We start from the raw sequence: 25388 nt of genomic DNA, 5'->3' as shown, positions 1-25388 counted from the left end.
GGAGCACACCGAGCACGGCCCGCACCACCCCCGCACCCCCGTCCCTGACCCGCCTGTCAACGAAACGCGGTGACTCACCATGGGTTCCCCAGCCTCCGCCCAGCCCTCCGCCCCGCCCGGCACCAGCCGCATCGGCCGGATCGTCGCGGCCAGCCTCGTCGGCACCACCATCGAGTGGTACGACTTCTTCCTCTACGGCTCGGCCGCCGCGCTCGTCTTCAACACGCTGTTCTTCCCCAGCAGCGACCCGCTCGTCGGCACGCTCCTGGCCTTCCTGACGTACGCGGTCGGCTTCGCCGCCCGGCCGCTCGGCGGGGTCGTCTTCGGCCACTACGGCGACAAGATCGGCCGCAAGAAGCTGCTGGTCATCAGCCTGCTCATGATGGGCGGCGCCACCTTCGCCATGGGGCTGCTGCCCACCCACGCAAGCATCGGCGTCTGGGCACCGATCCTGCTCACCGTCCTGCGCCTGGTCCAGGGCTTCGCGCTCGGGGGTGAGTGGGGCGGGGCCGTCCTCCTCGTCTCCGAGCACGGCGGCGACACGCGGCGCGGCTTCTGGGCCTCCTGGCCGCAGGCCGGTGCCCCCGGCGGCAACCTGCTCGCCACCGGTGTCCTGGCGCTGCTCGCCGCGATCCAGTCCGACGAGGCCTTCCTCGCCTGGGGCTGGCGCATCCCGTTCCTGCTCTCCGGCGTCCTCGTGATGCTCGGCCTGTGGATCCGGATCTCCGTCGAGGAGTCCCCGGTCTTCCTGGAGGCGCAGAAGCGGACCCAGGAGGAGGCCGCGGCGGGCATCAAGGAGAAGCCCCCGGTCGTCGAGGTGTTCCGCAGGAGCTGGCGCGAGGTGCTCCTCGCCATCGGCACCCGGTTCGGGGAGAACATCTCGTACTACATCCTCACCGCGTTCCTCCTCGTCTACGTGACCGTGCACCTGGAGCTGTCCAAGAGCGCCGCCCTCAACGCCGTACTGATCGGCTCGGCCGTCCACTTCGTCACCATCCCGCTCTGGGGCGCCCTCTCCGACAGGCTCGGCCGCCGCCCCGTCACCCAGATCGGCGCGATCGGCATGGCGCTCTGGGCGTTCGGCTTCTTCGCCCTGCTGGACACCAGGTCGTTCCCGGTGATCGTCCTCGCCGTCACCGTCGGGCTGCTGCTGCACGGGGCGATGTACGGGCCGCAGGCGGCGTTCATCTCCGAGATGTTCGACACGAAGGTCCGCTACTCCGGCGCCTCCATGGGCTCCCAGCTCGCCTCGATCATCGGCGGCGCGCTGGCCCCGATCATCGCGGTCGAACTGCTCAAGGACTACGGCTCCTCCGTCCCGATCTCCCTCTACCTCTGCTTCGCCTCCCTGGTCACCGTGGTGACGGTGTGGATCGCGAAGGAGACCCGGGGCCGCGACCTGGCCAAGGACGGCCTGGACGGTTCGGTCCCGGCCGCTCCGGCCACCGCCACCCGCAAGGACTCGGTCCCGCTCGGACGCTGATCCCGCACCCTCCCCCGTACCGCTCCGGCGGCGCGTACCGCTTCGGTGGAGCGGGGGAGGACCGTTCCATCCACCCCCTCCACCCCATCCGTTCCGTCCGCAGGCTCCCGGGAGGCGACCACCGTATGCTCACCGGCGTGACAGCCCCCGGACCCCGGCACTCCGCCACCGCCCTGCGCGGGCTGCTCGACCTGCTGGCGCAGGGCGCGGCGGCCGAGGAGTTCGAGCGGCCCGCCGCCACCGCCCGGGAGGCGGGCGCCCCCGCCGCCGAGCTGGCCGAGATCACCGAGGCCACCGCCGTGGCGCTGCGCATCCGGCGCACCCTCGGCCAGCACCGGGTCCGCGAGGCCCAGCTCACCGCCCTCTTCGACACGGCCAGCGACCTCGCCGCCCTCCGCGACCTGGACGCCGTGCTGCGGGCCATCGTCCACCGGGCCAAACTCCTGCTCGGCACCGACGTCACCTACCTCTCCCTCAACGACGACGCGGCGGGCGACACCTATATGCGGGTCACCGACGGATCGGTGGCCGAGGCGTTCCAGCGGGTCCGGCTCGGCATGGGCGAGGGGCTCGGCGGACTCGTCGCCCAGACCGCCCGCCCGTACGCCACCGGCGACTACGCGGCCGACACCCGCTTCCACCACACCACCACCATCGACAGCGCCGTCCTGGACGAGGGGCTGCGCGCGATCCTCGGCGTACCGCTGCGCCTCGGCAGCCGCATCATCGGCGTCCTGTACGCCGCCGACCGGGCGCCCCGCGAGTTCACCGCCGGGGAGGTGGCTCTGCTCTCCTCGCTGGCCGACCACGCGGCCATCGCCATCGACGGGGCCCGACTGCTGGAGGAGACCCGGGCCGCGCTCGTCGACCTCAACGCCGCCTCCGAGACCATCCGCACCCACAGCGAGGCGATGCGCCGGGCCGAGGAGGCCCACGACCAGCTCACCGATCTCGTCCTGCGCGGCGGCGGGGCCGACGACGTGGCCGCCGCCCTCGCGGACATCCTGGACGGCGGCATCCTCATCCACGACGCGGACGGCGCCGAACTCGCCCGCGCCCGCACCGGACCCCAGCCCCCGCCCACCCCGGCGGTGGCCGCCTCCCGGGCCCGGGGCCGGGCCGTCCCCCTCAACGGCACCTGGGTCTGCGCGGTCCTCGCCGGACCCGAACTCCTCGGCTCCATCGCGCTCACCGGCCGGGCGGACCTCGCGGACGCCGACCGGCTGCTCTTCGAGCGGGCCAGCGTGGTCACCGCGCTCCTCATGCTGCTGCGCCGCTCGGTGGCCGAGACGGAGGACCGGGTACGGGGAGAGCTCCTCGGCGACCTGCTCTCGCGCACCGGCGACCCGGGCACCCTCACCGCCCGGGCCCGCCGCCTCGGCGTCGACCTGGGCCGCCGCCACAGCGTGTTCGTGGCCCACGGCGAGGCGGCCCCGCGCCACCGCCTGCTGGCCGCCGCCGCCCGCAGCGCTCAGACCCGCGACGGCCTGGCCGGTCTCCACCACGACCACGTGGTCCTGGTGGCCCCCTCCGACACCCCGGGCCCCGACGCCCAGTCGCTCGCCGCCGAACTGGGCCAGGCGGCGGGCTGCCCGGTCACCGTCGGCGCGGCGGGCCCCGCCACCGGCCCGGCCGAACTCCCCGGCGCCCACGACGAGGCGGCCCGCTGCCTCTCCGCCCTGCGTGCCCTCGGCCACACCGGGAGCGGCGGGGCCATAGCGGACCTGGGCTTCATCAGCGTACTCCTGGGCGACCAGGCCGACCTGGGCGGGTACGTACGCCGGACGCTCGGCCCGGTCCTGGACTACGACGCGGCGCGTTCCACGGACCTGGTCACCACCCTGGACGCGTACTTCGCCCAGGGCGCGAGCCTCACCCGCACCAAGACGCTGCTCCACGTCCACGTGAACACGGTGGTGCAGCGGCTGGAGCGCATCGGCCGCCTCCTCGGCCCGGACTGGAACGAGCCGCCGCGCACGCTGGAGATCCAACTGGCGCTGAGGCTGCACCGCCTGACGCAGGGCCCGTAGACCTGGCGGCGGTCGGAACACCAGCGCATCCGGGACCGAAGCGGCGGGGCGGGACCGCCGGACCACCACCGAGCCCGCCACCGAACCGCCCCCGCCGGACCGTCAGAACACCACCGCGTCCCGGATCAACGGGCAGGTCATGCAGTGCCCGCCGCCCCGCCCCCGCCCCAGCTCCGCGCCGACGATGGTGATGACCTCCACCCCGGCCCGCCGCAGCAGCGCGTTCGTCTGGGTGTTCCGGTCGTAGGTGAAGACGACCCCCGGCTCCAGCGCCACCGCGTTGTTGCCGCTGTCCCACTGCTGCCGCTCGGAGGCGTACACGTCCCCGCCCGTCTCGATCACCCGCAGCTGCGCCAGACCCAGGGCGCGGGCCACGACCTCGGTGAACGGGGTGGCGCCCTCGTCCGTGATCTCGATCCCCGGCGCCCGGTCGGACGGCCGCAGCGAGAACGTGTGGACCCCGTCCATGATGCGCGGGTACAGCGTCACGATGTCCCGGTCCGCGAAGGTGAACACGGTGTCCAGGTGCATGGCCGAGCGCAGCTTCGGCATCCCGGCGACGATCACGTGCTCCGCCGCCCCCTGCGCGAACAGGGCCGCCGCGACCTGGGTGATGGCCTGCCGTGAGGTCCGCTCGCTCATGCCCATGAGGACGACCCCGTTGCCGACGGGCATGATGTCCCCGCCCTCGAAGGTGGCCCGGCCCCAGTCCTTCTCCGGGTCGCCCCACCAGATCGTCGAGCCCCGGAAGTCCGGGTGGAAGGTGTAGACGGCCTTCATCAGCAGGGTCTCGTCGTGCCGGGCGGGCCAGTAGAGCGGGTTGAGCGTCACCCCGCCGTAGAGCCAGCACGTGGTGTCACGGGTGTAGAGGGTGTTGGGCAGCGGCGGCATCAGGTACTCCCGCCCGCCCGTGCCCTCCCGGGCCAGCCCCAGATACGCCGAGCGGTACGCGTCCGGCAGATCGGCGGTGGCCAGCCCGCCGATCAGGTACGCGGCGAGCCGACGCGGGGTCAGGGAGTCCAGGAACGCGCGGGTGTCGTCGACCAGCCCGAGCCCCACCTCGTTCGCGTCGATCTTCCGGTCCAGCAGCCAGGACCGGGCCTCCGGGATCGCCATGGTGGCGGCGAGCAGGTCGTGCAGCTCGACCACCTCCACCCCCCGTTCGGTGAGCCGGTCGACGAAGTCGGCGTGGTCCCGCTGGGCGTTCTCCACCCACATCACGTCGTCGAACAGCAGATCGTCGGAGTTGGTGGGGGTCAGCCGCCGGTGGGCCATGCCGGGGGCGCAGACCAGGACCTTGCGCAGCCGCCCCACTTCGGAGTGGACGCCGAGGGTGGAGGCGGGGTCGGTGCTGCTGCTCACGATGGGCCTTTCACTCGATGACGACGTACGCGGTGACGCAGGGGCTTCAGCCGTACGGGACGGGCGCTCACAGCTCGATCCAGCCGACGGCCAGCGCCGCGACGCCGACCGCCGCACCGGCCACCGTCACCGCGCAGATCACCGCCTCGCCCGGCGAGAAGAGCCGGCGCCCCTGCTCCCGGCGGGACTTGACGAAGAGGAAGGTGGCCGGGGCGTAGAGGATGAAGGAGACGAGGACGAACTTCAGCCCGGCCGCGTACAGCAGGAACGCGGTGTAGAGCGTCGCCACCACGGCGACGGCGAGTTCGCGCCGGGTGGAGCGCCCCACCGCGCCCCAGCGCTCCGGCCGCCCCGCGACCTTCACGGCGAAGGCGGCGGCCAGCAGGAAGGGGATCAGGCTGAGGGCGCTGGTCAGATCCAGAGCGAAGGTGAAGGCGTCGGCGGAGAAGAGCGTCACGACGAGGACGACCTGGCTGAGGCAGGTGGTGAGGAGCAGCGCGTTCTCGGGTACGTCCCCCGCCGCCGACCGCCCCAGGAAGCGCGGCATGTCCCGGTCCTTGGCGGCGACGAAGAGGACCTCGGCGGCCATCAGGGTCCAGGCGAGGTAGGCGCCGAGCACGGAGACGATGAGCCCGACGCTGATGAAGACCTTCCCCCAGGTGCCGACCGCCGACTCCAGCACCCCGGCCATCGAGGGCTGCCGCAGCTCCGCGAGCTCGGCCATCGGCAGCAGCCCGTAACTGACGATCGTGACGGAGGCGAAGACGGCGAAGACGCTCAGGAACCCCAGGATCGTGGCCCGGCCGACGTCCTCGCGCCGCTTGGCGTGCCGCGAATAGACGCTGGCCCCCTCCACGCCGAGGAAGACGAAGACGGTGGCGAGCATCGTGCCCCGCACCTGGTCGAAGAGGGAGCCCGCGTAGTCGGTGCCGCCGAAGTTGTCCGCGAAGACGGACGGTTCGAAGTAGAAGAGCGCCAGGATCACGAAGAAGACGATGGGCACGATCTTCGCCACCGTCACGATGCGGTTGATCGCCGCGGCTTCCTTCACCCCGCGCCGGATCAGCAGGAAGAACCCCCACAGCCCCACCGAGGAGACCACCACCGCCGCCACGGTGTCGCCGTCCCCGAGCACCGGCACCAGCGCGCCGACCGTCGACATGATGAGCACCCAGTAGGTGACGTTCCCGACGCAGGCGCTGGCCCAGTAGCCGAAGGCGGAGAAGAAGCCGAGGTACTCCCCGAACCCGGCCTTCGCGTACGCGTACACCCCCGCGTCCAGGTCCGGCCGCCGCACGGCGAGCGCCTGGAAGACGAAGGCCAGCATCAGCATCCCGGTCCCGGCGACGGCCCACGCGATGAGCGCCCCCGCGACCCCGGTCTCCTGCGCGAACCGCCGCGGCAGCGAGAACACCCCGGCCCCGACCATCGAACCGACGACCATCGCGGTCAGCGTCAGCAGGCTCAGCTTGGCCACCGGTCGCACCGGCGCCTCGGCATGACTCATGGGCTTCCCTCGTCGCTACGGGCGTGGCGCGGGCGGACGACCTGCCCCGCACTCCGTCGGAGAGGAAACCTAGCAACGATATGGAGCTATATGCGAGATATGCCCGATAAGGCCGATGTGCCGAGGAGGGAAGGGGACGCCGATGCGCCGCGGGGGGAAAGGAGACGCCGGTGGCCCGGCCATCGCCCCGACCTGCGTCCTCCCCGGATCAGGACAGGCCGATCTCCAGCCAGGGGCTCATCATGATCCCGGACTCGCCGCGCGGCTGCTGGGCCAGCTCCGCCCGGGCGGCCTCCAGGTTCTGGCCGGGCCCCTGCCAGAACGTGTAGGTGCCGCTGCCCTCGGGAGGGATCAGCGCCCAGTACTGGTAGTGCGTCAGGGTGAGGTAGACGCGCTTGTTGACGTAGTCCAGCACCACCTTGACGTTGTGCTCCCAGTTGCTCCCCGTACCGGTGTACTCGGCGAAGCCGCGGGGTGCGGTGGCCGCGTTCTGGACGGAGGAGCCCGCACCGGACTGCGAGTGGGTGGCGTAGTGGTGGTGCAGCCCCTGGGCGTGTGCGGGGACGGCGGCGGGGTCGAACCCGTTGTCGGGCAGCCGGCCGTAGTCGTCCTGGTGCCAGCTGCGCAGCGTCCCGGGCTGGTGGGGGCTCTTGTCGCGGGCCGCCTTCTGCGCCTCGGTCCGCTCGTCGATCACCGGCTGCTGCTGCCCCGTGTCCGGTGCCTCCAACTGGTAGCGCACATCGAAGATGAGGTTGAGCAGCGGACGCGGCAGCATCTCGAAGGCCTGCCTCATCGTGAGCCGTGTCAGGGGCAGGTTCCCCCCGCCCCGCGCGTGGTTCTGGAGCCTCGGCTGCTCCTGCGGGGCCGTGCCTCCCGCGACGACCGGGCCGAGCGACCGGCCGGTCTTCTCCCGCATCATGTCGTCGTCCCCCCAGTACGGCTCCGCCTTCCCGGAGAGATCCGAGTGGTGGTAGCCGGTGGCCCCGGTGTCCGGCCTCGTCGCGTACCGGGTGGCCGAGTTGGGCACCGGAACCGTGGCGCCGGGCCCTTCGGGGTGGCCGGGCGGGTTGTAGTCGGAGACGTAGGTCTCCTGCCCCTCCAAACAGGCGTTGACCGCGTCGACGAGGGCGACGGTCCGCCGGAGGGCCTCCGGAACATCGAGGGTGGCGGGCCTGAGCCTCCGCATGATCTCCCGGAAATCGGCCGCGTACGAGCCCCCGGCGTCGACACTCTGGGCGCGGCCCACCTCGTCCTGCACGGCGAGGGCCAGATACCGCTGGAGCTGGGGCGCGGTGAGCGTCTGGTCGGTGGCGTCCACTCCCCGCAGGTACATGCCGGGAGTGATCCTGACGATCCGCTGCACGGCGGCGGGCTCCCCGGGCCCCGTACGCGCCGCCGAGCCGGGCCCGGGGTCGTGCACCCCGGACGCCCGCCCCGCCATGACCCGCTGCGCGGTGGCCTCGGCCTCCCGCTCGAACCGGTCGGCGGGATCCGAGACCTTCAGCCCCGCCCCGTCGTCGGTCCCGGCGACGGGCCCCCGGCGCTGCTGGATCACATGGACCAGCTCATGGGCCAGGGTGTGCCGGTCCGCACCGCCCTCCCCGATGACGATGTCGCTGCCCGAGGTGTACGCCCGCGCCCCCACCTCGGCCGCCGAGGACCGGGCCGCCGCGCCGTTGTGGATCCGTACATCGGAGAAGTCGGCACCGAGCCGGGACTCCATGTCCGTACGCGTGCTCTCGTCCAGCGGCCGCCCGGGCCCCCGCAGCACGTCATGAACGGCGGACCGCTGCACCTGGGCCTGCTGCTCCCCGTGCCCGCACCCTTCCCCGTGCCGATGCCGCTCCTCGGCCACCTCCCCGGCCCGCCGCAGCATCTGCAGCACGGCGGCGTTCCCGGCAGTCGCCTGCAGCCCCGCGAGACCCGTCCGAGCCGCCGGTGGCCCGGCAGCCGCCTGCCGGGCCACCGCCCGGTCCTTGTCGGCTCCGGTCGTCCTCGCCCTGTCGCGGTCGTGCATGTGTCCCTCATCCGACGGTGGAGTACGGCACCCTCCTGCCTACCGTCCGGACGCCCCCCGCACCAGAGGCGCCGGGGCAGCGTGCGGGGGGCGTTGGGCCATGCGGGTCTGCCCCGGGGAACCGGGCCGTGTGCTGACCGGGCTGACACCGGCGGCCCCAGGGAGGCCGCTTCGCGTCGGCCGGTATCCCTTCCGGCAGGACCTGCCGTTCGCACGAGGCATGGGTTCCTGGTAAACGAATCGCCTGTCGCTCCGGCGCGCCGTCTGCTTCGGAGCGGATGACGCCCGCCTCCGGCCTGCACGCCCTCGGCACCGAACTCCCCGCGTCACGAACGGACCGGACGGGATGGCGCCCACCGCCTCCTCGTGGTGACCTGGATCCGCGGGCACCACTTCGCTGCGGCCTCGTCCCGAGGGACCCGCTACGGCCGACAGCATCGCGACCCTCACCTGGTCCACCGAGATCATCCGGAGACGGCTCGTGTCCGAGCCCACTGTTTCGCACCTGTCCGGCTGTTGCCAGAACGATTCCGGAGTCTCCGCGCACACCGATACCGTGCGAGACTCCTTCGAGGACATCTATACCCAGTGGTACCCGCAGGTGATCCGCTGGGCCAGGCGCCGATGCGTTGATCCCCAGGACGCCGAGGACGTCGCACAGCAGGTGTTTGCCGACGTCTGGCACCACTCCGGTCGGTACTGTCCTCGCCGAGGAGGCATCGGCCCCTGGCTCTACGGCATCACGGCGCACAAGGCGGCGGACGCGTCCTCGGCTGCCGCGCGCAGGTTCGAAGGGTTACGACGCCTGATGGTGAGACCCGGCCCCAAGGACCCTGACGTCGGGGCCGGAACCGTCGAACGAGTGCACATGGCGTCCTCACTGGCGGGGCTCTCGAACCGGCGGCGTGAAGTCCTCTTCCTCGCCTACTACCTGGATCTGACACAGCCGGAAGTCGCACGGCACCTCGGCCTCCCCCTGGGGACGGTCAAGAGCCACACCAGACGGGCGCTCAGGGCCCTCGCCTGCCTCCTGGACGAGCGTGCATGATCCGGGAGTTCGCGAGGGCCTCGCTCAGCAACCCGCCGTCGCACCCTCCATGGTCCGCATCAGCCGGGTGGCCATCCAGTCGGGGCCACGCAGTCCTACTCTCCGGGTCCAGCGCGACAGACCGGCCGGAGACTCCGCCAGCAGTCTCCGTATCGCGGCGCCCGCCTCGCGCGGACCCAGCCGGGAGGGGTCGAGGCAGATCGCCAGCTCCGCCCTCTCAGCGTCATGGGCGATCGCGAACTGATCGCTGGAGAACGGCAGGACGAGCGCCGGAGTGCCGGAGGCCACACACTCCGTGAAGGAGTTGTTCCCACCGTGATGAACCATGCCGTCGGCCCGTTCCAGCAGCCACCGCTGAGGGATCGTGTCCGCGACGTACACATTCGGGGCCGAAAGATGGGCAAGGGACGGTGCACGATCGCCCGCGGCGACCACGACCGCGGCCTCCGGGACCTCCCGGAGCAGGCCGCGTACGACCGTGGCCAGCACGTCGTCGCGAGCCGACAGGAACGTGCCGAGAGCCACGAGCACCAAGCGGCTGTGCGTCTTCCTCAGCCTGCTCACGACGCCTTCCCACTCCGCGCCCGGGCTCGGCTCCTGGGCCGGTACGCAATGCCCCCCGTACAGGAAGCGTGTGTTGCTCCGCGGGTGCTTGGGAAGCCACTCGAACGGCGGGTAGTTGAACAGCACCGCATGCCGGGACGCGAGTGCGAAGGCCCGACGGGGTGCTTCCACCGAGGGTGCGTGCGTACGGATCACCTCCGCGAACCGATCGGTGAAGGCCTCGTCGTTCGCCCGCGCCGCTCGGCGCAGTTGGGCGATACGGTCCTCGGAGGGCCGGATCGCGCGGGGCCAGGCGTACGGCACTCCGAACAGCGTGTCCGGCGAGTGGGGCACGTAGGTCGGGTGCCCCGGACAGAACGTGGCGTAGCGCAGGCCGAGGCAGTGGAGCGCCAGGGTGACCGGGTAGCTCAGCTGGTCCACCACGTACCAGTCCGGTGAAAGACGAGCGTGCAGTGCCCGTACTCCGGCCAGCACCTCAGCAGGGTCCGAAAGCATGTCCTCCCGGCGGTGTCGGGACTGCGTGAGCAGAGCCTCGACGGCGCCGTCGCGGGTCGAACCGAGGAACTCCTCCAGACGCTCTGCCTCCCGCGCCCCCTGGCGGGTGCTGCGGGCGATACCCGTATTGGCGTTCCGGGTGATGGTCAGCGGGAAGAATCGGGCGCTTGCCGAACGGGCCAGCGGCTCGAAGAGGGGCGCGCTGGCGAACTGTACATCGGCACCGGCACGGGCGAGCGCGCCCGCCAACACGGACAGGGGCTGAGCGTGTGAGAGGAAGGGCGGACTGACGACCGCGACGCGGGGCCTCCGACCAGGACGCAAGGACCACATATCCCGGGATTCCCCTCGAGGCGGTGCCGCGGATGCACGTCTTCCTGAGCATCCGAAGGGTTTGAGGCGGGGACCCTCGCTTCTCCGCATCTCGTGCATCCATCCTCCGGACCTTCGACGAATCACTACAGGCCGGCTCTCGTCGTCGAGGAGTTCCGATGAATCGCTCTCACCCTGCCGCGACCGATGCAGACCGCACCACGCGAGGCGGTGTGATGACCCCGTCCGATCCGTTCGTGGCGGCCAGGGCGGACTACTGGAGGCAGTCGGCCGGTCGCCAGCCGTTCCGGCGTACGTCCGCACCGAACCTGTTGGCAGAACTCGTGCACGCCGAGTACCGCCCGGATGCCGCCCCGGCCCGGCCTCCCGTTCTCGCCTCCTCCCGGGACATGGCACTGGCCCGGTTGCGTCACCGGCTACGGACAGGGATCGTGCCGTCCCCGCTGGCGTGCGTCCGGCTTCTGGACGGTTGCGCCCGCACCAGGGCAGCGGTGTTCGATGCATGGCCCGACGTCGTGAGGCACCACGAGGCGGGGAGGGCCACGGCCGCGTTGCGGCAAGGCCTCCGGAGCACCCGGGATCTCGATTCCGTACGGCTCCTGCTCGATCTGGCCGCGTCCTCGTGCCTGCGGCCTCTCCCCACGGCGCAACTGCTCCCACTGTCCGTCGGAGGAGACCGGGGAGTGCGTCACGCGGCCTGGCGGCTGCTCGCGGCCTACGGCTGCACACACCTCCTGCCCAGCGGTTCCGGCGGGCGGGCGGACGCGTACGAGCGGTTGCTCGGGGGAGTCCTGCGCGACGGCCCCCCGGCCGGCGTTGAAAGCGTCGGCCTGCCTCCCGGGATCATTGTCGCCCAGTCCATGCTCATGGGGCATCTGGACCGGCCGGGCGAGGGTCCCAGCGGTGGTCTCAGCGTGCTCCTGAGTTCCTTGGGGGACTCTCTCGCAGAGATTCCGCATGTCGCCGGAGTGCTCACCGTGGTGCCCGCGTGCCGGCCGGAGCTGGAGGCTGACCCGGCCCTGCTGAAGCGTCGCGCAGACGGGCACTGGATCCTCAGACTTCCTGTAGACAGCCCCAGCCATGTGCGTCCCGAGGACATGGGGCGCCACCGCGAGGCGATGGCCTGGTGGGCGGCCAGACTCTTCGGCCTGCTGGGCAGGCCGGTCGACGTGCTCCATGTCCGCTATGCCGACGACGGCTCACTCGCCCTTGCCGAAGCGGCCCGAAGGGCGGGGGCGGGCCTTGTCTTCACCGCAACGCCGGACCCGCACCGCCAGATCACGGAACGGTACGACGCACCTGGAGCGGAACCAACCGCTCTACGCCATGACCTGCACCGGGTGTTTCTCGCGGACCGGCTGATCGAGCGAGCCGATCTCGTCGTCGGGATAGCGCAGAGCGACGGAGAACAGCCCGGACTGAACACGTACTTCCCGCAGTTGGCCGACCGGGCCGCCGGAGGTACGGCAGGGTCGGCGCCGGAGGGCATTCCCCTCTACCGAGCCCCGGCCGACGAGGCCCGTCGCCGGGAGGAGCTGCTCGGCAGGATCGACGCGGTCGCCTCGGCCGGCTCCTCCCGCACACCGACGATCCTGCTCAGCGTCGGGAGGTTGCACCCCGTGAAACAGCAAGACGTCCTGACCAGGGCCTGGGTGGACTCAGGGTGCCACGAGAGGTCGATCCTCGTCATCGTGGGTGGCGGCCCGCCGGCAGACGGGGATCCCGTGGAGCGTGCGATGCGTGAGCGGATCGGTGAGGCCGTCTCCTCCTCACCTGAAGCGGGAAGACGGCTGCTCCTTCTGCCTGCCCTCTCCAACGACGAGGTACGCATGCTGGAGCGTGCCCTCGCGGACCCGGCGAGACGCTTTCGCACCCGGTACGTGTGCCCGAGCGCGAAGGAGGAGTTCGGCCTGGCCCTGCTGGAGGCGATGGAGGCCGGTCTGCTGGTGGCAGGGCCTGAACGTGGGGGCGTTCCGCACTACCTTGTGGACGGGATGAACGGCCTGCTGCTGGACACGTCGAGCTCGCGTGCTCTCGGTGGAGGGCTGCGGCGGTTGCTGGGGGTCGGGGACGAGGAAGCCCGGGTCATGGCCTGCCGCGCGAGGGATCTCGTCCGCTCGACGTACTCCTCGACCGCCATGGCCCGGTCTCTGGTCGACTACTACGCGGCCGTGGCGGGCTCCGTGGGCGGCCCGGCGGAAGGAAGGGCCCCGGACCGCGCCTCGCGCATGCGTGTTCCCTCGTGACGAGGAACGGAGGACGAGGCGCTGTCCGGGCGACGGTCGGCAGTCAGCTGCAGAGCGAAGCGGTCCGCGTGACTCCGCCGTCCTGGCGCGTGAGACGAAGACCGCACGGGTCGACGCCCGCGTCGGTGAACGCGGCCACCGCGGCGGCTGATTCACCGGACCCCAGGGACGGCGCCCTGGACAGGAGGAACCCTGCGGATCGCTCGTCGTTGGTGACGGCCGCCCAGGAGTAGTCCGCGGCCAGCCCCACCACGACATAGTTGGCGTCCCCGCTGTGCACGAAACCTCCGCCGGGCCGCGGAACGAAGGAGACGTTCAGGCGTGTGTTCGAGGCGTCCAGCGCGCGTGCCGCACCGTTCACCTCACTGGTTGATCCCCACCACGTGGTACAGGTGTTGCGGACGCCGACGCTCCCGTCGGACTTCGGGCGGTACTGAGCCCGCACGTTCTTCTTGCACTGGACCTCGAACAGCTGTGGTACTGCGGCAATTTGATACCAGGTACCGGCGTACCTGCCCAGATCGACCCGGCTGACCTGCTGCAGTTCGGCGGCACTCGCGCCGGTAGCGGCGGTGCCGGCCAGTGTCAGGACGGAGCAGACAGCGACAGCGGCTGCGCGTCGGAGCAGAGGTGAATCGGACACGGGCACTCCTTGGCTCGGTGAACTTCGCGACACGCTGTGTTCCGCGACCGAGTACTCCTTGGATTCACCGGCGGGATGTCTGCCGCTACGGAGGCGGGGAGCCGCCCCGCGACCGGGTGGTACCGGCGCCCGTGGCCGTGGAGCCGGTGGGCGAGCAGCGGCCCGGCCCGAGCCCACGACGACGGCGTCTGCCCGGATGCCTGCCTTGTCCCGCCGATCGGGCGAATTCGCCCATCTGTCCGTGTCCATCTGCATCCGAACCCGAGAGCCCCACGAATTCAGGAACAGTTTCGTCCGTCCTCAACAGGAGGAGTACCCGTGACCGTGTCGGAGAAGGAAATCGTCATGTTCAGAAGTGCGGGGGACCGCCTGGTCGGAATCGTGTTCTGGCCTGCCGTCAGCCGGCGGGCGGGAGTGCCGCGATGAAGCTCAGGGACGAACTCCCCGTAGATCACCACCTGGCCAGTGTGTACCGCGCCGGTGCGGCTCTGTGCGGATGCATTCTGCTCGTCTTCGGGTCCCTGGGCTTCGCCGATGCTCTGACTCCCTTCAGCACGTCGGGGGACCGGATCGCAGGCATGACGACCAACGCGGCTCTCAGCACGGTCTCCGTGGTCGTCGGTCTGGCCCTGCTCGTAGGCGCTGGGGTGGGAGGGAACTTCGCCTCGACATTGAACCTGACAGTAGGGGCGCTCTTCCTAGTGAGCGGCTTCTACCATCTGTTCGTTCTGGACAGGCAGGCCAACTTCCTCGACTTCGGGATGACGAACGTCATGTTCAGCTTCGTCATGGGCCTGCTGATTCTGACGTTCGGTATGTACGGTCGGGTCTCCAGCAAGCTGTCGCACGAAAATCCCTACTGGCGAAGGCGCCACCCCCGCGAGGCGGCTCGCGAGGCAATCCTCAGGCGACGGCTCTCCATCGCCTCGCCCACCGCCCCGGTGGTGCGGCCCCAGCTGCAACCCGGCCCGGACCGTGAGCATCCGCCGGTGAGTCCGAGTGACCCGGACGCAGTCCCGGGGTGACCTCGTCGAAGAGGGTTGGGTCCTGCGGCATGCCGCAGGACCCAACCCTCTTCGACGACCCGGTAGGAGGTCCGCGCCATCAGGTGGCGGCGAAGGCTCCGCGTACCACGCTGTTACCCGAGTGCTCGGGACTGCCGTTGAACTCCTGGACGGAGACGTCCACGATCGAGTACTCCGTCAGATCGACGTTCTCGGGAACGGGCAGGACGGCGTGACCGTCAGCACCGAGGACGCCCATCGAGATGAGTTTCCTGTGACTGCGATCCATGAGCCAGACCTCGAAGTACCCCGAGGTCTTCGGGAGACCCTCGACCTTGATGTCGAGCGAGCGCTGCCCCGACAGATCCCCCGTCCGCGCGGACCCGAGTGCGCTGGGCACCAAGGGTTCGAGGGCCTGGCTCGTGCCGGCGAGGGTGGGGGGCTGCTCGCGGTCCACCGCCCACCAGGTGATGCCGCTGCCCGCCGCAGCACCGAGGAGCGCGGCTGCGGCCGCAAGGCCGAATGCGGACCGCCACCGTGGCGCGCGCTTGCCCACCGGGCGCTCCGATTGCCGAGTCGGATCGTTGGGCCGGGTGCTCGGCGGGTCGGCGTAGCTCCGATCGCCCCCGTCGTCGGAGGGGACACCTTCAGCCTGGGACGGCAACTCCAGTTCCGCGCAGATGCCCGCCCACACCTCCGGCGGCGGCTCCAGCAGTTCCGGTGGCGTGGACGCCGAACGCCCCATGTCGAGCATCCGCCGCAGATCGGTCAGTTCCGCCGAGCACTCCGCGCAGTCGGCCACGTGCGCCGCGACGGACGGCGGCGGTACATCGCCCAGGGCGAGCATCGCCAACTGATCGAGATCAGTGTGCTGCACCTTCCACCTCCTCCATCCTGCGCTTCAGCGCGATGAGCCCACGTCGTGCGTGCGTTTTCACCGTGCCCAGCGGCAGCCCGGTACGTTCCGCGATCTGCGCCTGAGTGAGATCGTCGAAGAACGTCATCTCCAGCACCTGCCGCTGGGAATCCGACAGTTGCGCAAGGAACTCCCTGACCATGAGCTGGTCCACGACCCGGTTCGGCGTTGCCTCGTCGGCCAGTGTCTCCTCGACCTTGGCGGCGGACACCGCCTGCAGATCACGTCGACGCCGAGAACGCTGGTCCAGTGCATCGGCGATCTTGGAACGCGTGATGCCCATCAGCCAACCGGCCAGCGTTCCTCGCTCGGGCTGAAAGCCGGCTCGCCCTCGCCAGGCACCGATGAAGACCTGTTGCGCTACGTCCTTGGCCTCCTCCGAATCTCCTAGAGCACGGCTGGCAGCGCTATAGACGAGGGAGCCCCATCGGCGATAGGCGGCGGCAAGACATGCTTCATCGCCCAGGGCGAACCCCTTGGCGATGTCATCATCCGTTGTCTGCACGTCGTACAGGCTAGTAGCAAGAACTCGTGGGCCACCCCAGGGCATCGTCAGCTCGATTCCGGCACGGCGGTGACCACGAGGTTGTCCTGGTATCCGCCTCTGTCCTTGTGGTACGGCCCGGTGCAGGTGATCATGCTCAGAACGTGCGGGCCGTTCCGACGGAACACCCCGGAATCGGCGAGCTCTTGCTTCGGCACGGTTTCGCGGGACGTGATCCGGTAGACCCGACTCGCACCGTCCTCGCCGCGCACCTCCACACGATCGTTCCGTCCGACATGCCTGAGTTCGGCCAGCACGCCCAGCCCCTGGGACTTCGAGTCGACGTGGCCGACGATCACCGACGACCCCTCTGCGGCCCCGGGAGCAGGACCGAAGCGATACCAGCCGACCCGGCGTGCGTCCTGGGGGACCTCGGTCGCGCCGTCGGCTGCCACTCCGACCGCGTCGATGGGAGCCTCCACACCTAGCCGGGGGATCACCAACAAGGCCGGCGATGGTTGCACCGCTCCCGAGGGGCTCGAAGACGATTCGGCACCCGGCGCGGAAGGGCGTGCAGGAGGGCCGGACGGCGCGAGGCTCGTCGTCGTGGGCCGGGGTTCGAGCGGGGCTCCGAAGTCCTCGGGACCCACATCCTCGGTGAGGCGCAACCCCGCGTAGACGACGAGGCCCAGCAGGACCGTGAGGGCAGCGACGAAAGACCCCCATCGTGCGCGGGGCTGGCGATGCTTCATCGACGAAGACCTCTGCTACGGGTAGGTGCGATGACCGCGGTGGAAGGAGGGGCGGAGCGATGAGGCGTGCCCCCGCCCCTCCCTGTTTCGGAGTTGTTCAGTGCTGCGAGGCGAACAGCCGACGTCCGCCGAGGGCCGCACCGACGAGGGCGAGGCCGCCGAGCGCGAAGGTCCAGCCGGGGAGTCCGGTGGAGTTCACCGCGCCCTCGCCCGTCTCACCTGCGGGGACTCCGTGCGGGGCGGAGTGCAGGTCCTTGAACGTCTGCGTCTTGAGCGCGAGGTTCTTGTCGCCGGCGCTGCCCCAGGCGTAGACGACGGTGTTGGTCCCCTCTGCCAGGTCGAGATCGGCGGGCCCGATGGCCACCGTGTCGGTGCCCGCCAGTGTCACGTCGGCCTTGACGACGCCGGCGTCGACCTCTCCCTTGACCTCCTGGGGGTTCTTCAGCCCCGTGAAGACCGGGGAACCTCCGGCCCTCACGTCGACGGCCGGAGCGGCGGCGACGTGGCGGACCGTCAGCCGCGCCTTACCGGCCGGAACCTTGGACACATCGTTGACGAAGGCGTTGAGGGCCGGTTCGCCGTCGGCGGTCAGGTGGGCGACGAGCGTGGCGTCGGCCCCGGCCGGGACATCGACCTTCTTCTCGATGGCGGGCGTGCCGCCAGGGCCCTCGCCGTCCTTGAAGACCTTGATGTCGTAGCTGCCTGCGTCGAGTTTGAGTGGGTCGGTCAGGGTCCCGGGCTCGAAGTCGGGAAGCAGTTCCTTGCCGTTGGCGTAGACGTCGACCTTCAGGCCGGGCACGGCGTGGAAGACCGAGACGGTGGCCTGGCTGTCCGAGGCGGCGGCAGGTGCCGCGACCACGGGGGCGGCCGCGGCTGCTCCGATGACCGTGGCGGTGGCCAGGGCGAGTGCTGCGGCGACGGGCCGAGAAGTCATGGACTTTCCCTTCAACGGGACTCCTTGACTGGAGTCTGTGCGGAGCATTCCGCCAGGACTGCGATCGCGGTTTCACTTCCGTCGGGGAAAGTCCGTCAACAGCTTGAACGGTCCAACACCGGCTGCCGGAGCGCGACGAGCGTGATAACGCCGCCGTCGAGACGGCGGCACCCGGCGTCGCGCTCCGGCCGCAGTGGTTGGGCGGGGTCCGGGCCGGCTGCTTCACCACCTGACCGAGGTGACGCTCGAGATGCGGGCCTGAGTTCGAGGGGCGACCGTGGAGGGGACGGTATCCCCACTACTCGACGGAGAGTCATGATCGTCAAGATGCTGCACGAGAAGGGCCTGACATCCGAGCACGCCTACACAGCCGCGTTCGCGTCGATCGGCTTGTCCGTCGCCTCGTGGTGCGGATCGATGAAAGCCGAGAACGCGGGTACCGCACGCGCCGACCGCTGGGGGATCTTCATCGGAGAGTGGGCCCCCACGTTCTTCGCCCTCGGCCTGGCACTGGCCAACTACGAAGGCGACCATGAGTCACTCCACTCGACCGAGCACTGACCGCCGCGCGGCGGCGACCGCCGGGTGGTGAGGTGGCGTCGGCCACTGACCGACGCCACCTCGGCATCTCCTCTCCCGGACGCCGGGTCCGGGGCACCACGGTCCGATACCGGTCGACGACCCCGCACGATGTTTCCGCAGGGGCCGCCGACCGATCCGCCGTCGGCAGAGCCAACGCCGAACCGAGATGGCCGGCCGGCTCCGACGCCTCCTAGGGCCTGTCGTCAAACTGCCGCCTGCCGTGCGACGTCCGGCACGCACGCTCGCGGCGTTGCCGAGATGCCCTGGTAGATCCGCTACAAGACCATCCCGGCGCCTTGCGATCGCACGCACCGGACGCCGCACGGCCGCCCTCCGGGCGACGACGGCAGTTCGACGACAGGCCCTAGCACTCGATGATGTTCACCGCGAGCCCGCCCCGGGCCGTCTCCTTGTACTTCACGGACATGTCGGCGCCCGTCTCCTTCATCGTCTTGATGACCTTGTCCAGCGAGACCTTGTGGCTGCCGTCGCCGCGCAGGGCCATCTTCGCCGCCGTCACCGCCTTCACCGCCGCCATGCCGTTGCGCTCGATGCACGGGATCTGGACGAGGCCGCCGACCGGGTCGCAGGTCAGGCCCAGGTTGTGCTCCATGCCGATCTCGGCGGCGTTCTCCACCTGCTCGGGGGAGCCGCCCAGGACCTCGGCGAGGGCGCCGGCCGCCATGGAGCAGGCCGAGCCGACCTCGCCCTGGCAGCCGACCTCGGCGCCGGAGATGGAGGCGTTCTCCTTGAAGAGGAGGCCGATGGCGCCGGCGGCGAGGAGGAAGCGGACGACGCTGTCCTCCTTCTCCGCCTCGGTGCAGCCGTGGGAGGCGAAGTTCATGTAGTAGTGCAGGACGGCCGGGATGATGCCCGCCGCGCCGTTGGTGGGGGCGGTGACCACGCGGCCGCCCGCCGCGTTCTCCTCGTTGACCGCCATCGCGTAGAGCGTGATCCACTCCATCGCGTGGGCCTGCGGGTCGCCCTCGGCGCGCAGCTGGCGGGCCGAGTTGGCGGCGCGGCGGCGGACCTTGAGGCCGCCGGGGAGGATGCCCTCGCGGGACATGCCGCGCGAGACGCAGGCCTGCATGACCCGCCAGATGTCCAGCAGCCCGGCGCGGATCTCGGCCTCGGTGCGCCAGGCCAGCTCGTTCTCCAGCATCATCTGCGAGATGGAGAGGCCGGTCTCGCGGGCCAGGCGCAACAGCTCGTCGCCCGTGCGGAACGGGTGGCGCAGGACCGTGTCGTCCGGGACGATCGGGTTCTCGCCCGCGACCGCGTCCTCGTCCACCACGAAGCCGCCGCCGACCGAGTAGTACGTCTTCTCCAGGACCGGGGCGCCCTCGGTGTCGTACGCGAAGATCGTCATCCCGTTGGCGTGGTACGGGAGCGCCTTGCGGCGGTGCAGGATCAGGTCCTCGTCGAAGTCGAAGGCGATCTCGTGCATGCCGAGCAGGTTGATCCGGCCCGTGGAGCGGATCGCCTCGACCCGGGCGTCCGCCGTCTCCACGTCGACCGTCTGCGGGGACTCGCCCTCCAGGCCGAGCAGGACCGCCTTCGGGGTGCCGTGGCCGTGGCCGGTCGCGCCGAGGGAGCCGTACAGCTCGGCGCGTATCGAGGTGGTGTGCGCGAGCAGCCCCTCGTTCTTCAGGCGGCGCGCGAACATCCGGGCGGCCCGCATCGGGCCCACCGTGTGGGAGCTGGACGGGCCGATGCCGACCGAGAAGAGGTCGAAGACCGAGATGGCCACGGGAGGACTCCTTGGGGGGTTGGAAGACGCCGTTGTCTGCCTGGGCGGTGCGGGGACAAGCGGGGCAAGCGGGCGGAAACGCGAGGGAGGGGCATGGAACGGGGCACCGCGCTCACTCTCCTCAGTGTGCGCGGTGCCCCGTCTCGGTGCGCGGAACCGCAGGCCAGGCGCTACTTCAGGCCGGGGTACAGCGGGAACTTCTCGGCCAGCGCGGCGACGCGGGCCTTGAGGTCGTCCGCGTCGTACGACGGCTTGAGGGCGGAGGCGATGATCTCCGCGACCTCCGCGAAGTCCTCGGCGCCGAAGCCGCGGGTGGCGAGCGCCGGGGTGCCGATCCGCAGGCCCGAGGTGACCATCGGGGGGCGCGGGTCGTTCGGGATGGCGTTCCGGTTGACCGTGATGCCCAGCTCGTGGAGCCGGTCCTCGGCCTGCTGGCCGTCCAGCTCGGAGTTGCGCAGGTCGACCAGGACCAGGTGCACGTCGGTGCCGCCGGAGAGGACGGAGACGCCCACCTCGGTGACGTCCGGCTGGACCAGGCGCTCGGCCAGGATGCGCGCGCCGTCCAGGGTGCGCTGCTGGCGCTCCTTGAACTCCTCGCCCGCCGCGATCTTGAACGAGACCGCCTTGGCCGCGATCACGTGCTCCAGCGGACCGCCCTGCTGGCCCGGGAAGACCGCCGAGTTGATCTTCTTGGCCAGCTCCTGGGTGGAGAGGATCACGCCGCCGCGCGGACCGCCGAGGGTCTTGTGCGTGGTGGTGGTGACGACGTGGGCGTGCGGCACCGGGTTGGGGTGCAGCCCGGCCGCGACCAGGCCCGCGAAGTGGGCCATGTCGACCATGAGGTACGCGCCGACCTCGTCCGCGATCCGGCGGAAGGCGGCGAAGTCCAGCTGGCGCGGGTAGGCGGACCAGCCGGCGACGATCAGCTTCGGCTGGGACTCCTTGGCGAGGCGCTCGACCTCCTCCATGTCCACCAGGCCGCTCTCGTCGACGTGGTACGGGACCACGTTGTAGAGCTTGCCGGAGAAGTTGATCTTCATGCCGTGGGTCAGGTGACCGCCGTGGGCCAGGTTCAGGCCCATGATCGTGTCGCCCGGCTTCAGCAGCGCGAACATCGCGGCGGCGTTCGCCTGCGCACCGGAGTGCGGCTGGACGTTGGCTGCCTCGGCGCCGAACAGGGCCTTGATCCGGTCGATCGCGATCTGCTCGACCACGTCGACGTGCTCACAGCCACCGTAGTAGCGGCGGCCCGGGTAGCCCTCGGCGTACTTGTTGGTGAGGACGGAGCCCTGCGCCTCCATGACCGCGACCGGAGCGAAGTTCTCCGAGGCGATCATTTCGAGGGTGGACTGCTGACGGTGGAGCTCGGCGTCGACGGCGGCGGCGACGTCCGGGTCCAGCTCGTGGAGGGAGGAGTTCAGAAGCGACATCAGGGGGTCCCTTAAGGTCTCAGTTGCCGGAGAACGCGGTGTACTCGTCGGCGGAGAGCAGGTCGGCCGGCTCCTCCGTGACGCGCACCTTGAACAGCCAGCCGCCCTCGAAGGGAGCGGAGTTCACCAGCGAGGGGTCGTCCACGACGTCCTGGTTGAACGCCGTCACCTCACCGGTCACCGGCGAGTACAGGTCGCTGACGGACTTGGTCGACTCCAGCTCACCGCAGGTCTCGCCCGCGGTCACCGTGTCACCGACCTCCGGGAGCTGGGCGTAGACGACGTCACCGAGCGCGTTGGCCGCGTACTCCGTGATGCCGATGGTGGCCACGCCGTCCTCGACGGCCGACAGCCACTCGTGCTCCTTGCTGTACCGCAGCTGCTGGGGGTTGCTCATGACCTGAATTCTCCTGTACGCGGGGGAGTGCTGATGAACGGTGGTCTTACGGTGTGAGACGGAGGTACGTCACTTCCGTGACGCCTGCGTGCCGGTGCGGAGGGCCCGGAATGCGCCGTTCCCTCCGGGATATCACTTCTGGCGCTTGTAGAACGGCAGCGCGACGACCTCGTACGGCTCGTGCGTGCCCCGGATGTCCACGCCCACGCCCTCGGTGCCCGGGGCGGCGAAGGCCGCGTCCACGTACGCCATGGCGATCGGCTTGCCCAGGGTGGGGGAGGGGGCGCCGGAGGTGACCTCGCCGATCACCTTGCCGTCCGCCACGACCGAGAAGCCCGCGCGCGGGACCCGGCGGCCCTCGGCGACCAGGCCGACCAGCTTGCGCGGCGGGGCGGTCTCGGCGCGCTCGGCGGCGGCCTGGAGCGCCTCGCGCCCCACGAAGTCGCCCTCCTTCTCGAACTTCACGACCCGGCCCAGACCCGCGTCGAACGGGGTGAGCGCCGTCGTCAGCTCGTGCCCGTACAGTGGCATGCCCGCCTCCAGGCGCAGCGTGTCCCGGCAGGAGAGGCCGCAGGGGATCAGGCCGTGCGGGGCACCGGCCTCCGTCAGCGCCTGCCACAGGGCCTCGGCGTGCTCGGGCGCGACGAACAGCTCGAAGCCGTCCTCGCCGGTGTAGCCGGTACGGGCGATGAGCGCCGGGACCCCGGCGACCGTGCCCGGCAGGCCCGCGTAGTACTTCAGCCCGTCCAGGTCGGCGTCGGTGACGGCCTTCATGATCGCGGGGGACTCGGGGCCCTGGACCGCCAGCAGGGCGTACGCGTCCCGGTCGTCGCGCACCTCGGCGTCGAAGCCGCCGACGCGCCCGGTCAGCGCGTCCAGCACGATCTGGGCGTTGCCCGCGTTGGCGACCACCATGTACTCGGTCTCGCCCAGCCGGTAGACGATCAGGTCGTCGACGATCCCGCCGTCCTCCTGGACGATCATCGTGTAGCGGGCCCGGCCGTTGCCGACGGTGGCGATGTTGCCCACCAGCGCGTAGCTCAGGAAGGCCGCGGCCTCGGGGCCGGTGACGGTGATCTCGCCCATGTGCGAGAGGTCGAAGAGCCCGGCCCGGGTCCGTACGGCGTTGTGCTCGTCGCGCTCGCTCGCGTACCGCAGGGGCATGTCCCAGCCCGCGAAGTCGGTCATGGTGGCGCCGAGCGAGCGGTGCAGCGCGTCGAGGGCGGTGAGACGGGGGGCAGTGCTCATGGGCATGGCTCCAGGGCATGACGACGTCGGGACGGAAATCCTCCCCATCTGTCATCGGAACCTGAGAGGTTCGCCGATAGCCCCACAGGGGGTATGCCCCCGGTCACCGGGGTCGGCTTGCACCTTGGGTGGAGCCGCCGGGGCGGCCCGCTTTTCAGATCTGCCTCATCCACGCGGTACGGGGCCTGAGAGATTCAAGGGAGGATCTTGCTCCTTCGGCGCCCGGCTCACACTGTGGCCGGAACTCTCCCGCGCGGATTCGAACGGCCGGTATGCAGTTGGCGCGGTCATCATCGCACGCATTGCGCCGGAGTGGGGAGGCCGGTCCGCAACAGGTCGGTGAACGCCGGGAACGGTTGTGGAGCCTTGCCGTTTCTTTACACTTCAGGAGCAGGCGTGGGCGGCCCGACAGCAGGGGGATGGGCGATGGCGTTGCAGCGGTCGGTACCGACCGGGGTCGCGCACGGCGCGATGCCCGCACAGCCCGGCGCAGCCGTACCGGAAGGATCCGTACCGCCCGGCGCTTCCCCGGGCGAGCTGATCACCGGGCCCGCGCCGGTGGTACGGGATCTGCGCGGGCGCACCGGCCACGCCCCCTACAGCCTCGATTTCGCCGCCGGGGACATCGTCGTCGTCTCCGGGCTCCCCGGCGGCGGCAAGTCCACACTGATCCGGCAGGCCGTCACCGGCCGCGCGATCGACTCCCAGGACACCCGCGACCGCTGGGCCGCCGCCCTGCCCCCCTTACTCCCCTACGCCCTCTACCGCCCCCTGGTCCGCGCCGCCCACTACCTCGGGCTCCGGGCCGCCCTGCGCTCCGGCGAGTCCGTCGTCGTCCACGACTGCGGTACGCAGACCTGGGTACGGAGCTGGCTCGCCCGGCACGCCGTCCGCCGGGGCCGCCTCCTCCATCTGATCCTCCTCGACGTGGACCCCGCCACCGCCCGGCAGGGCCAGCGGCAGCGCGGCCGGGGCGTCTCCGGTTACGCCTTCGCCCGCCACCGGCACGCGGTGGCCCGGCTGATCCACGCCACCGAACAGGGCGTGCTCCCCGGCGGCTGCGGTTCGGCGGTGCTGCTGGACCGGGCGGCAGCGAGCGCGCTGAGCCGGATCTCCTTCACCGACGGCGAGGTCCCGGCCGCGCGCGCCGGTTAAGGTTCTGGCCGGACGACGACAGCGCCGAGCGACGACAGCGCCGGACGACACCAGCGGAGAGAGGCACCGAGGACGTGGACATTCCGGCACCGGCCCAGGCGCACCCCCAGCACACCTGGCCCGCCAACGAGCTGGAAGAGGTGCTGACCGCCTCCCTCGGCGTCCCCGACGCGGGCGCCCGTCTCGTGGAGGTGCTCGGCCGCAGCTCGGTCTGGGTGCCGCTGCCCAACGGGGGCTCGCCCGCCAGCGCCGACCTGGACCTGCCGATGATGGACATCGAGGGCGCCGCGTACGTCCCGGTCTTCAGCTCCGAGGGTCAGTTCCTCAGCTGCGTCGGCAGCCACATGTCCTTCGCCGTGGCCCCCGCCCGTGACTTCGCCCGGGGGCTGCCCCCCCAGGTCGGCATCGCGGTGAACCCGGGCGGCGCGGTCGGCATACCGATCCCCCCGCCCGCCGTCGCCGACCTCTGCCGGGCCGGGCGCACCGCCCTGGACGGGCCCGCCACCGGCGGCCGCGTACGTCTGTTCGAGCCGGACTGGCAGCACGACCCGGTCGACTTCCTCACCGCCGTCTCCGCCGATTTCGAGGCCACCGGCGTGGTCTCCACCGCCCGCCGCGCGCTCGCCAGCATCGAGGGCGGCGACCCCGTCCTCTTCGTCGGCGTCGAGTGCGCGGCCTGGGACGGCACGGGCAACGCCCCCATGGACGCCCTGGGGCGGGCGCTCGGGCGCGTCGAGGTGCCCTGGCCGGTGAACCTGGTCCTGCTGGACGTGGCCGACGACCTGGTGGGCGACTGGATGCGGGAGAAGGTACGGCCCTTCTACCGCCGCGAAGGCCACTGAACGGACCGGCGCCACAGGCTCGGACGGACCGGCGCCGGAGACGGCCGGCAGGCGCGTACGGAGAAGCGGCCCGGCGGGCACCGGCCGCGTCCGCAGGGGTCCCGGGGCGGGCACCGGCCGACTGTGGCGTCAAGCCGGTGTCAGAAGTGGCGCATAAGCTGGTTTG

At 71.0% G+C, this 25388-nt stretch carries 21 protein-coding genes and 1 riboswitch; of the genes, 8 read left to right on the top strand and 13 right to left on the bottom strand.

The window, feature by feature from the left end:
• The first annotated feature begins 79 nt into the window (after positions 1–79).
• Positions 80–1483, top strand: a complete 1404-nt coding sequence (locus tag DJ476_RS08765) for an MFS transporter (protein ID WP_112490235.1) — start codon at positions 80–82, stop codon at positions 1481–1483.
• A 125-nt stretch (positions 1484–1608) separates the two neighbouring features.
• Positions 1609–3513 carry a helix-turn-helix domain-containing protein gene (locus tag DJ476_RS08760; protein WP_112490234.1) on the top strand — a complete coding sequence of 635 codons (1905 nt, stop codon included), beginning with the start codon at positions 1609–1611 and terminating at the stop codon, positions 3511–3513.
• Between the two features lie 102 nt (positions 3514–3615).
• On the opposite strand, the gene DJ476_RS08755 is transcribed toward DJ476_RS08760, so the two are convergent.
• The 3 genes from DJ476_RS08755 to DJ476_RS08745 all read right to left on the bottom strand — a co-directional run bounded on the left by DJ476_RS08755 (position 3616) and on the right by DJ476_RS08745 (position 8399).
• Positions 3616–4875, bottom strand: coding sequence for an arginine deiminase (locus DJ476_RS08755; RefSeq protein WP_181006457.1), 1260 nt, complete (start codon positions 4873–4875; stop codon positions 3616–3618).
• 67 nt (positions 4876–4942) lie between these two features.
• Positions 4943–6382, bottom strand: a complete 1440-nt coding sequence (locus DJ476_RS08750) for a basic amino acid/polyamine antiporter (RefSeq protein ID WP_112490233.1) — start codon at positions 6380–6382, stop codon at positions 4943–4945.
• A 208-nt stretch (positions 6383–6590) separates the two neighbouring features.
• Entirely contained in the window at positions 6591–8399 is a 1809-nt protein-coding gene (locus DJ476_RS08745) for an eCIS core domain-containing protein (protein WP_112490232.1), read from the bottom strand.
• A gap of 556 nt (positions 8400–8955) precedes the next feature.
• Here DJ476_RS08745 and DJ476_RS08740 point away from each other — a divergent pair.
• Complete coding sequence (locus tag DJ476_RS08740; RefSeq protein WP_162638655.1) at positions 8956–9447, top strand: RNA polymerase sigma factor; 492 nt, start codon at positions 8956–8958, stop codon at positions 9445–9447.
• Between the two features lie 24 nt (positions 9448–9471).
• Here the strand turns inward: DJ476_RS08740 and DJ476_RS08735 are convergent, their stop codons facing one another.
• Positions 9472–10758 (bottom strand): nucleotide disphospho-sugar-binding domain-containing protein, encoded by a 1287-nt coding sequence (locus DJ476_RS08735; RefSeq protein ID WP_318294482.1) that lies wholly within the window; start codon positions 10756–10758, stop codon positions 9472–9474.
• Between the two features lie 764 nt (positions 10759–11522).
• Between DJ476_RS08735 and DJ476_RS08730 the strand changes: the two genes are divergently transcribed.
• A complete protein-coding gene (locus DJ476_RS08730; RefSeq protein WP_162638653.1) occupies positions 11523–13085 on the top strand; it encodes a glycosyltransferase in 1563 nt (520 codons plus the stop codon).
• A 43-nt stretch (positions 13086–13128) separates the two neighbouring features.
• Here the strand turns inward: DJ476_RS08730 and DJ476_RS08725 are convergent, their stop codons facing one another.
• The gene (locus DJ476_RS08725; RefSeq protein WP_103417313.1) at positions 13129–13728 is read right to left on the bottom strand and encodes a lipocalin family protein; all 600 of its coding nucleotides are present in this window, start codon (positions 13726–13728) and stop codon (positions 13129–13131) included.
• Positions 13729–14150: 422 nt separating this feature from the next.
• On the opposite strand from DJ476_RS08725, the gene DJ476_RS08720 reads away from it, so the two are divergent.
• Complete coding sequence (locus tag DJ476_RS08720; RefSeq protein ID WP_103417312.1) at positions 14151–14753, top strand: DUF4383 domain-containing protein; 603 nt, start codon at positions 14151–14153, stop codon at positions 14751–14753.
• A 79-nt stretch (positions 14754–14832) separates the two neighbouring features.
• Here the strand turns inward: DJ476_RS08720 and DJ476_RS08715 are convergent, their stop codons facing one another.
• The 4 genes from DJ476_RS08715 to DJ476_RS08700 all read right to left on the bottom strand — a co-directional run bounded on the left by DJ476_RS08715 (position 14833) and on the right by DJ476_RS08700 (position 17818).
• A complete protein-coding gene (locus DJ476_RS08715; protein ID WP_103417311.1) occupies positions 14833–15609 on the bottom strand; it encodes an anti-sigma factor in 777 nt (258 codons plus the stop codon).
• Positions 15596–16153 (bottom strand): sigma-70 family RNA polymerase sigma factor, encoded by a 558-nt coding sequence (locus DJ476_RS08710; protein WP_318294481.1) that lies wholly within the window; start codon positions 16151–16153, stop codon positions 15596–15598. The genes DJ476_RS08715 and DJ476_RS08710 overlap by 14 nt, the downstream gene beginning before the upstream one ends.
• Positions 16154–16200: 47 nt before the next feature.
• Complete coding sequence (locus DJ476_RS08705) at positions 16201–16884, bottom strand: class F sortase (protein ID WP_112490227.1); 684 nt, start codon at positions 16882–16884, stop codon at positions 16201–16203.
• A gap of 97 nt (positions 16885–16981) precedes the next feature.
• On the bottom strand, positions 16982–17818 hold the full coding sequence (locus DJ476_RS08700; RefSeq protein ID WP_103421927.1) for a DUF4397 domain-containing protein: 837 nt from the start codon (positions 17816–17818) through the stop codon (positions 16982–16984).
• Between the two features lie 315 nt (positions 17819–18133).
• Between DJ476_RS08700 and DJ476_RS08695 the strand changes: the two genes are divergently transcribed.
• Positions 18134–18379, top strand: a complete 246-nt coding sequence (locus DJ476_RS08695) for a hypothetical protein (RefSeq protein ID WP_070199951.1) — start codon at positions 18134–18136, stop codon at positions 18377–18379.
• A gap of 385 nt (positions 18380–18764) precedes the next feature.
• Here DJ476_RS08695 and DJ476_RS08685 read toward each other — a convergent pair whose 3' ends face one another.
• From DJ476_RS08685 to gcvT, 4 genes are all read right to left on the bottom strand, one after another.
• Positions 18765–20150: an L-serine ammonia-lyase gene (locus tag DJ476_RS08685; RefSeq protein WP_103421289.1), complete on the bottom strand. Its 1386-nt coding sequence runs from the start codon at positions 20148–20150 to the stop codon at positions 18765–18767.
• 170 nt (positions 20151–20320) lie between these two features.
• Positions 20321–21580, bottom strand: a complete 1260-nt coding sequence (gene glyA, locus DJ476_RS08680; protein ID WP_019763248.1) for a serine hydroxymethyltransferase — start codon at positions 21578–21580, stop codon at positions 20321–20323.
• Between the two features lie 19 nt (positions 21581–21599).
• Positions 21600–21977 carry a glycine cleavage system protein GcvH gene (gene gcvH, locus DJ476_RS08675; protein ID WP_018492303.1) on the bottom strand — a complete coding sequence of 126 codons (378 nt, stop codon included), beginning with the start codon at positions 21975–21977 and terminating at the stop codon, positions 21600–21602.
• Between the two features lie 132 nt (positions 21978–22109).
• Positions 22110–23225 carry a glycine cleavage system aminomethyltransferase GcvT gene (gene gcvT / locus DJ476_RS08670; RefSeq protein WP_103421290.1) on the bottom strand — a complete coding sequence of 372 codons (1116 nt, stop codon included), beginning with the start codon at positions 23223–23225 and terminating at the stop codon, positions 22110–22112.
• Between the two features lie 164 nt (positions 23226–23389).
• Positions 23390–23487: riboswitch (glycine riboswitch) on the bottom strand.
• 164 nt (positions 23488–23651) lie between these two features.
• On the opposite strand from gcvT, the gene DJ476_RS08665 reads away from it, so the two are divergent.
• A complete protein-coding gene (locus tag DJ476_RS08665) occupies positions 23652–24380 on the top strand; it encodes an AAA family ATPase (protein ID WP_112490226.1) in 729 nt (242 codons plus the stop codon).
• A 74-nt stretch (positions 24381–24454) separates the two neighbouring features.
• Positions 24455–25222: an enhanced serine sensitivity protein SseB gene (locus DJ476_RS08660; protein WP_103421292.1), complete on the top strand. Its 768-nt coding sequence runs from the start codon at positions 24455–24457 to the stop codon at positions 25220–25222.
• Positions 25223–25388 lie beyond the last annotated feature (166 nt).

The organism is Streptomyces bacillaris (assembly GCF_003268675.1).
Classification (GTDB): Bacteria; Actinomycetota; Actinomycetes; order Streptomycetales; family Streptomycetaceae; genus Streptomyces; species Streptomyces bacillaris.
The sequence above is the reverse complement of the archived record's forward strand: the minus strand, read 5'-3'. Positions and strand labels throughout refer to the sequence as shown.

What these genes read in the sequence shown, in the direction of transcription:
- DJ476_RS08765 (WP_112490235.1), top strand. Translation starts at nt 80, where the DNA reads ATGGGTTCCCCAGCCTCCGCCCAGCCCTCCGCCCCGCCCGGCACCAGC.
- DJ476_RS08750 (WP_112490233.1), bottom strand. Translation starts at nt 6,382, where the DNA reads ATGAGTCATGCCGAGGCGCCGGTGCGACCGGTGGCCAAGCTGAGCCTG.
- DJ476_RS08665 (WP_112490226.1), top strand. Translation starts at nt 23,652, where the DNA reads ATGGCGTTGCAGCGGTCGGTACCGACCGGGGTCGCGCACGGCGCGATG.
- gcvT (WP_103421290.1), bottom strand. Translation starts at nt 23,225, where the DNA reads ATGAGCACTGCCCCCCGTCTCACCGCCCTCGACGCGCTGCACCGCTCG.
- DJ476_RS08720 (WP_103417312.1), top strand. Translation starts at nt 14,151, where the DNA reads ATGAAGCTCAGGGACGAACTCCCCGTAGATCACCACCTGGCCAGTGTG.
- DJ476_RS08705 (WP_112490227.1), bottom strand. Translation starts at nt 16,884, where the DNA reads ATGAAGCATCGCCAGCCCCGCGCACGATGGGGGTCTTTCGTCGCTGCC.
- DJ476_RS08695 (WP_070199951.1), top strand. Translation starts at nt 18,134, where the DNA reads ATGATCGTCAAGATGCTGCACGAGAAGGGCCTGACATCCGAGCACGCC.
- DJ476_RS08760 (WP_112490234.1), top strand. Translation starts at nt 1,609, where the DNA reads ATGCTCACCGGCGTGACAGCCCCCGGACCCCGGCACTCCGCCACCGCC.
- DJ476_RS08745 (WP_112490232.1), bottom strand. Translation starts at nt 8,399, where the DNA reads ATGCACGACCGCGACAGGGCGAGGACGACCGGAGCCGACAAGGACCGG.
- glyA (WP_019763248.1), bottom strand. Translation starts at nt 21,580, where the DNA reads ATGTCGCTTCTGAACTCCTCCCTCCACGAGCTGGACCCGGACGTCGCC.
- DJ476_RS08700 (WP_103421927.1), bottom strand. Translation starts at nt 17,818, where the DNA reads ATGACTTCTCGGCCCGTCGCCGCAGCACTCGCCCTGGCCACCGCCACG.
- gcvH (WP_018492303.1), bottom strand. Translation starts at nt 21,977, where the DNA reads ATGAGCAACCCCCAGCAGCTGCGGTACAGCAAGGAGCACGAGTGGCTG.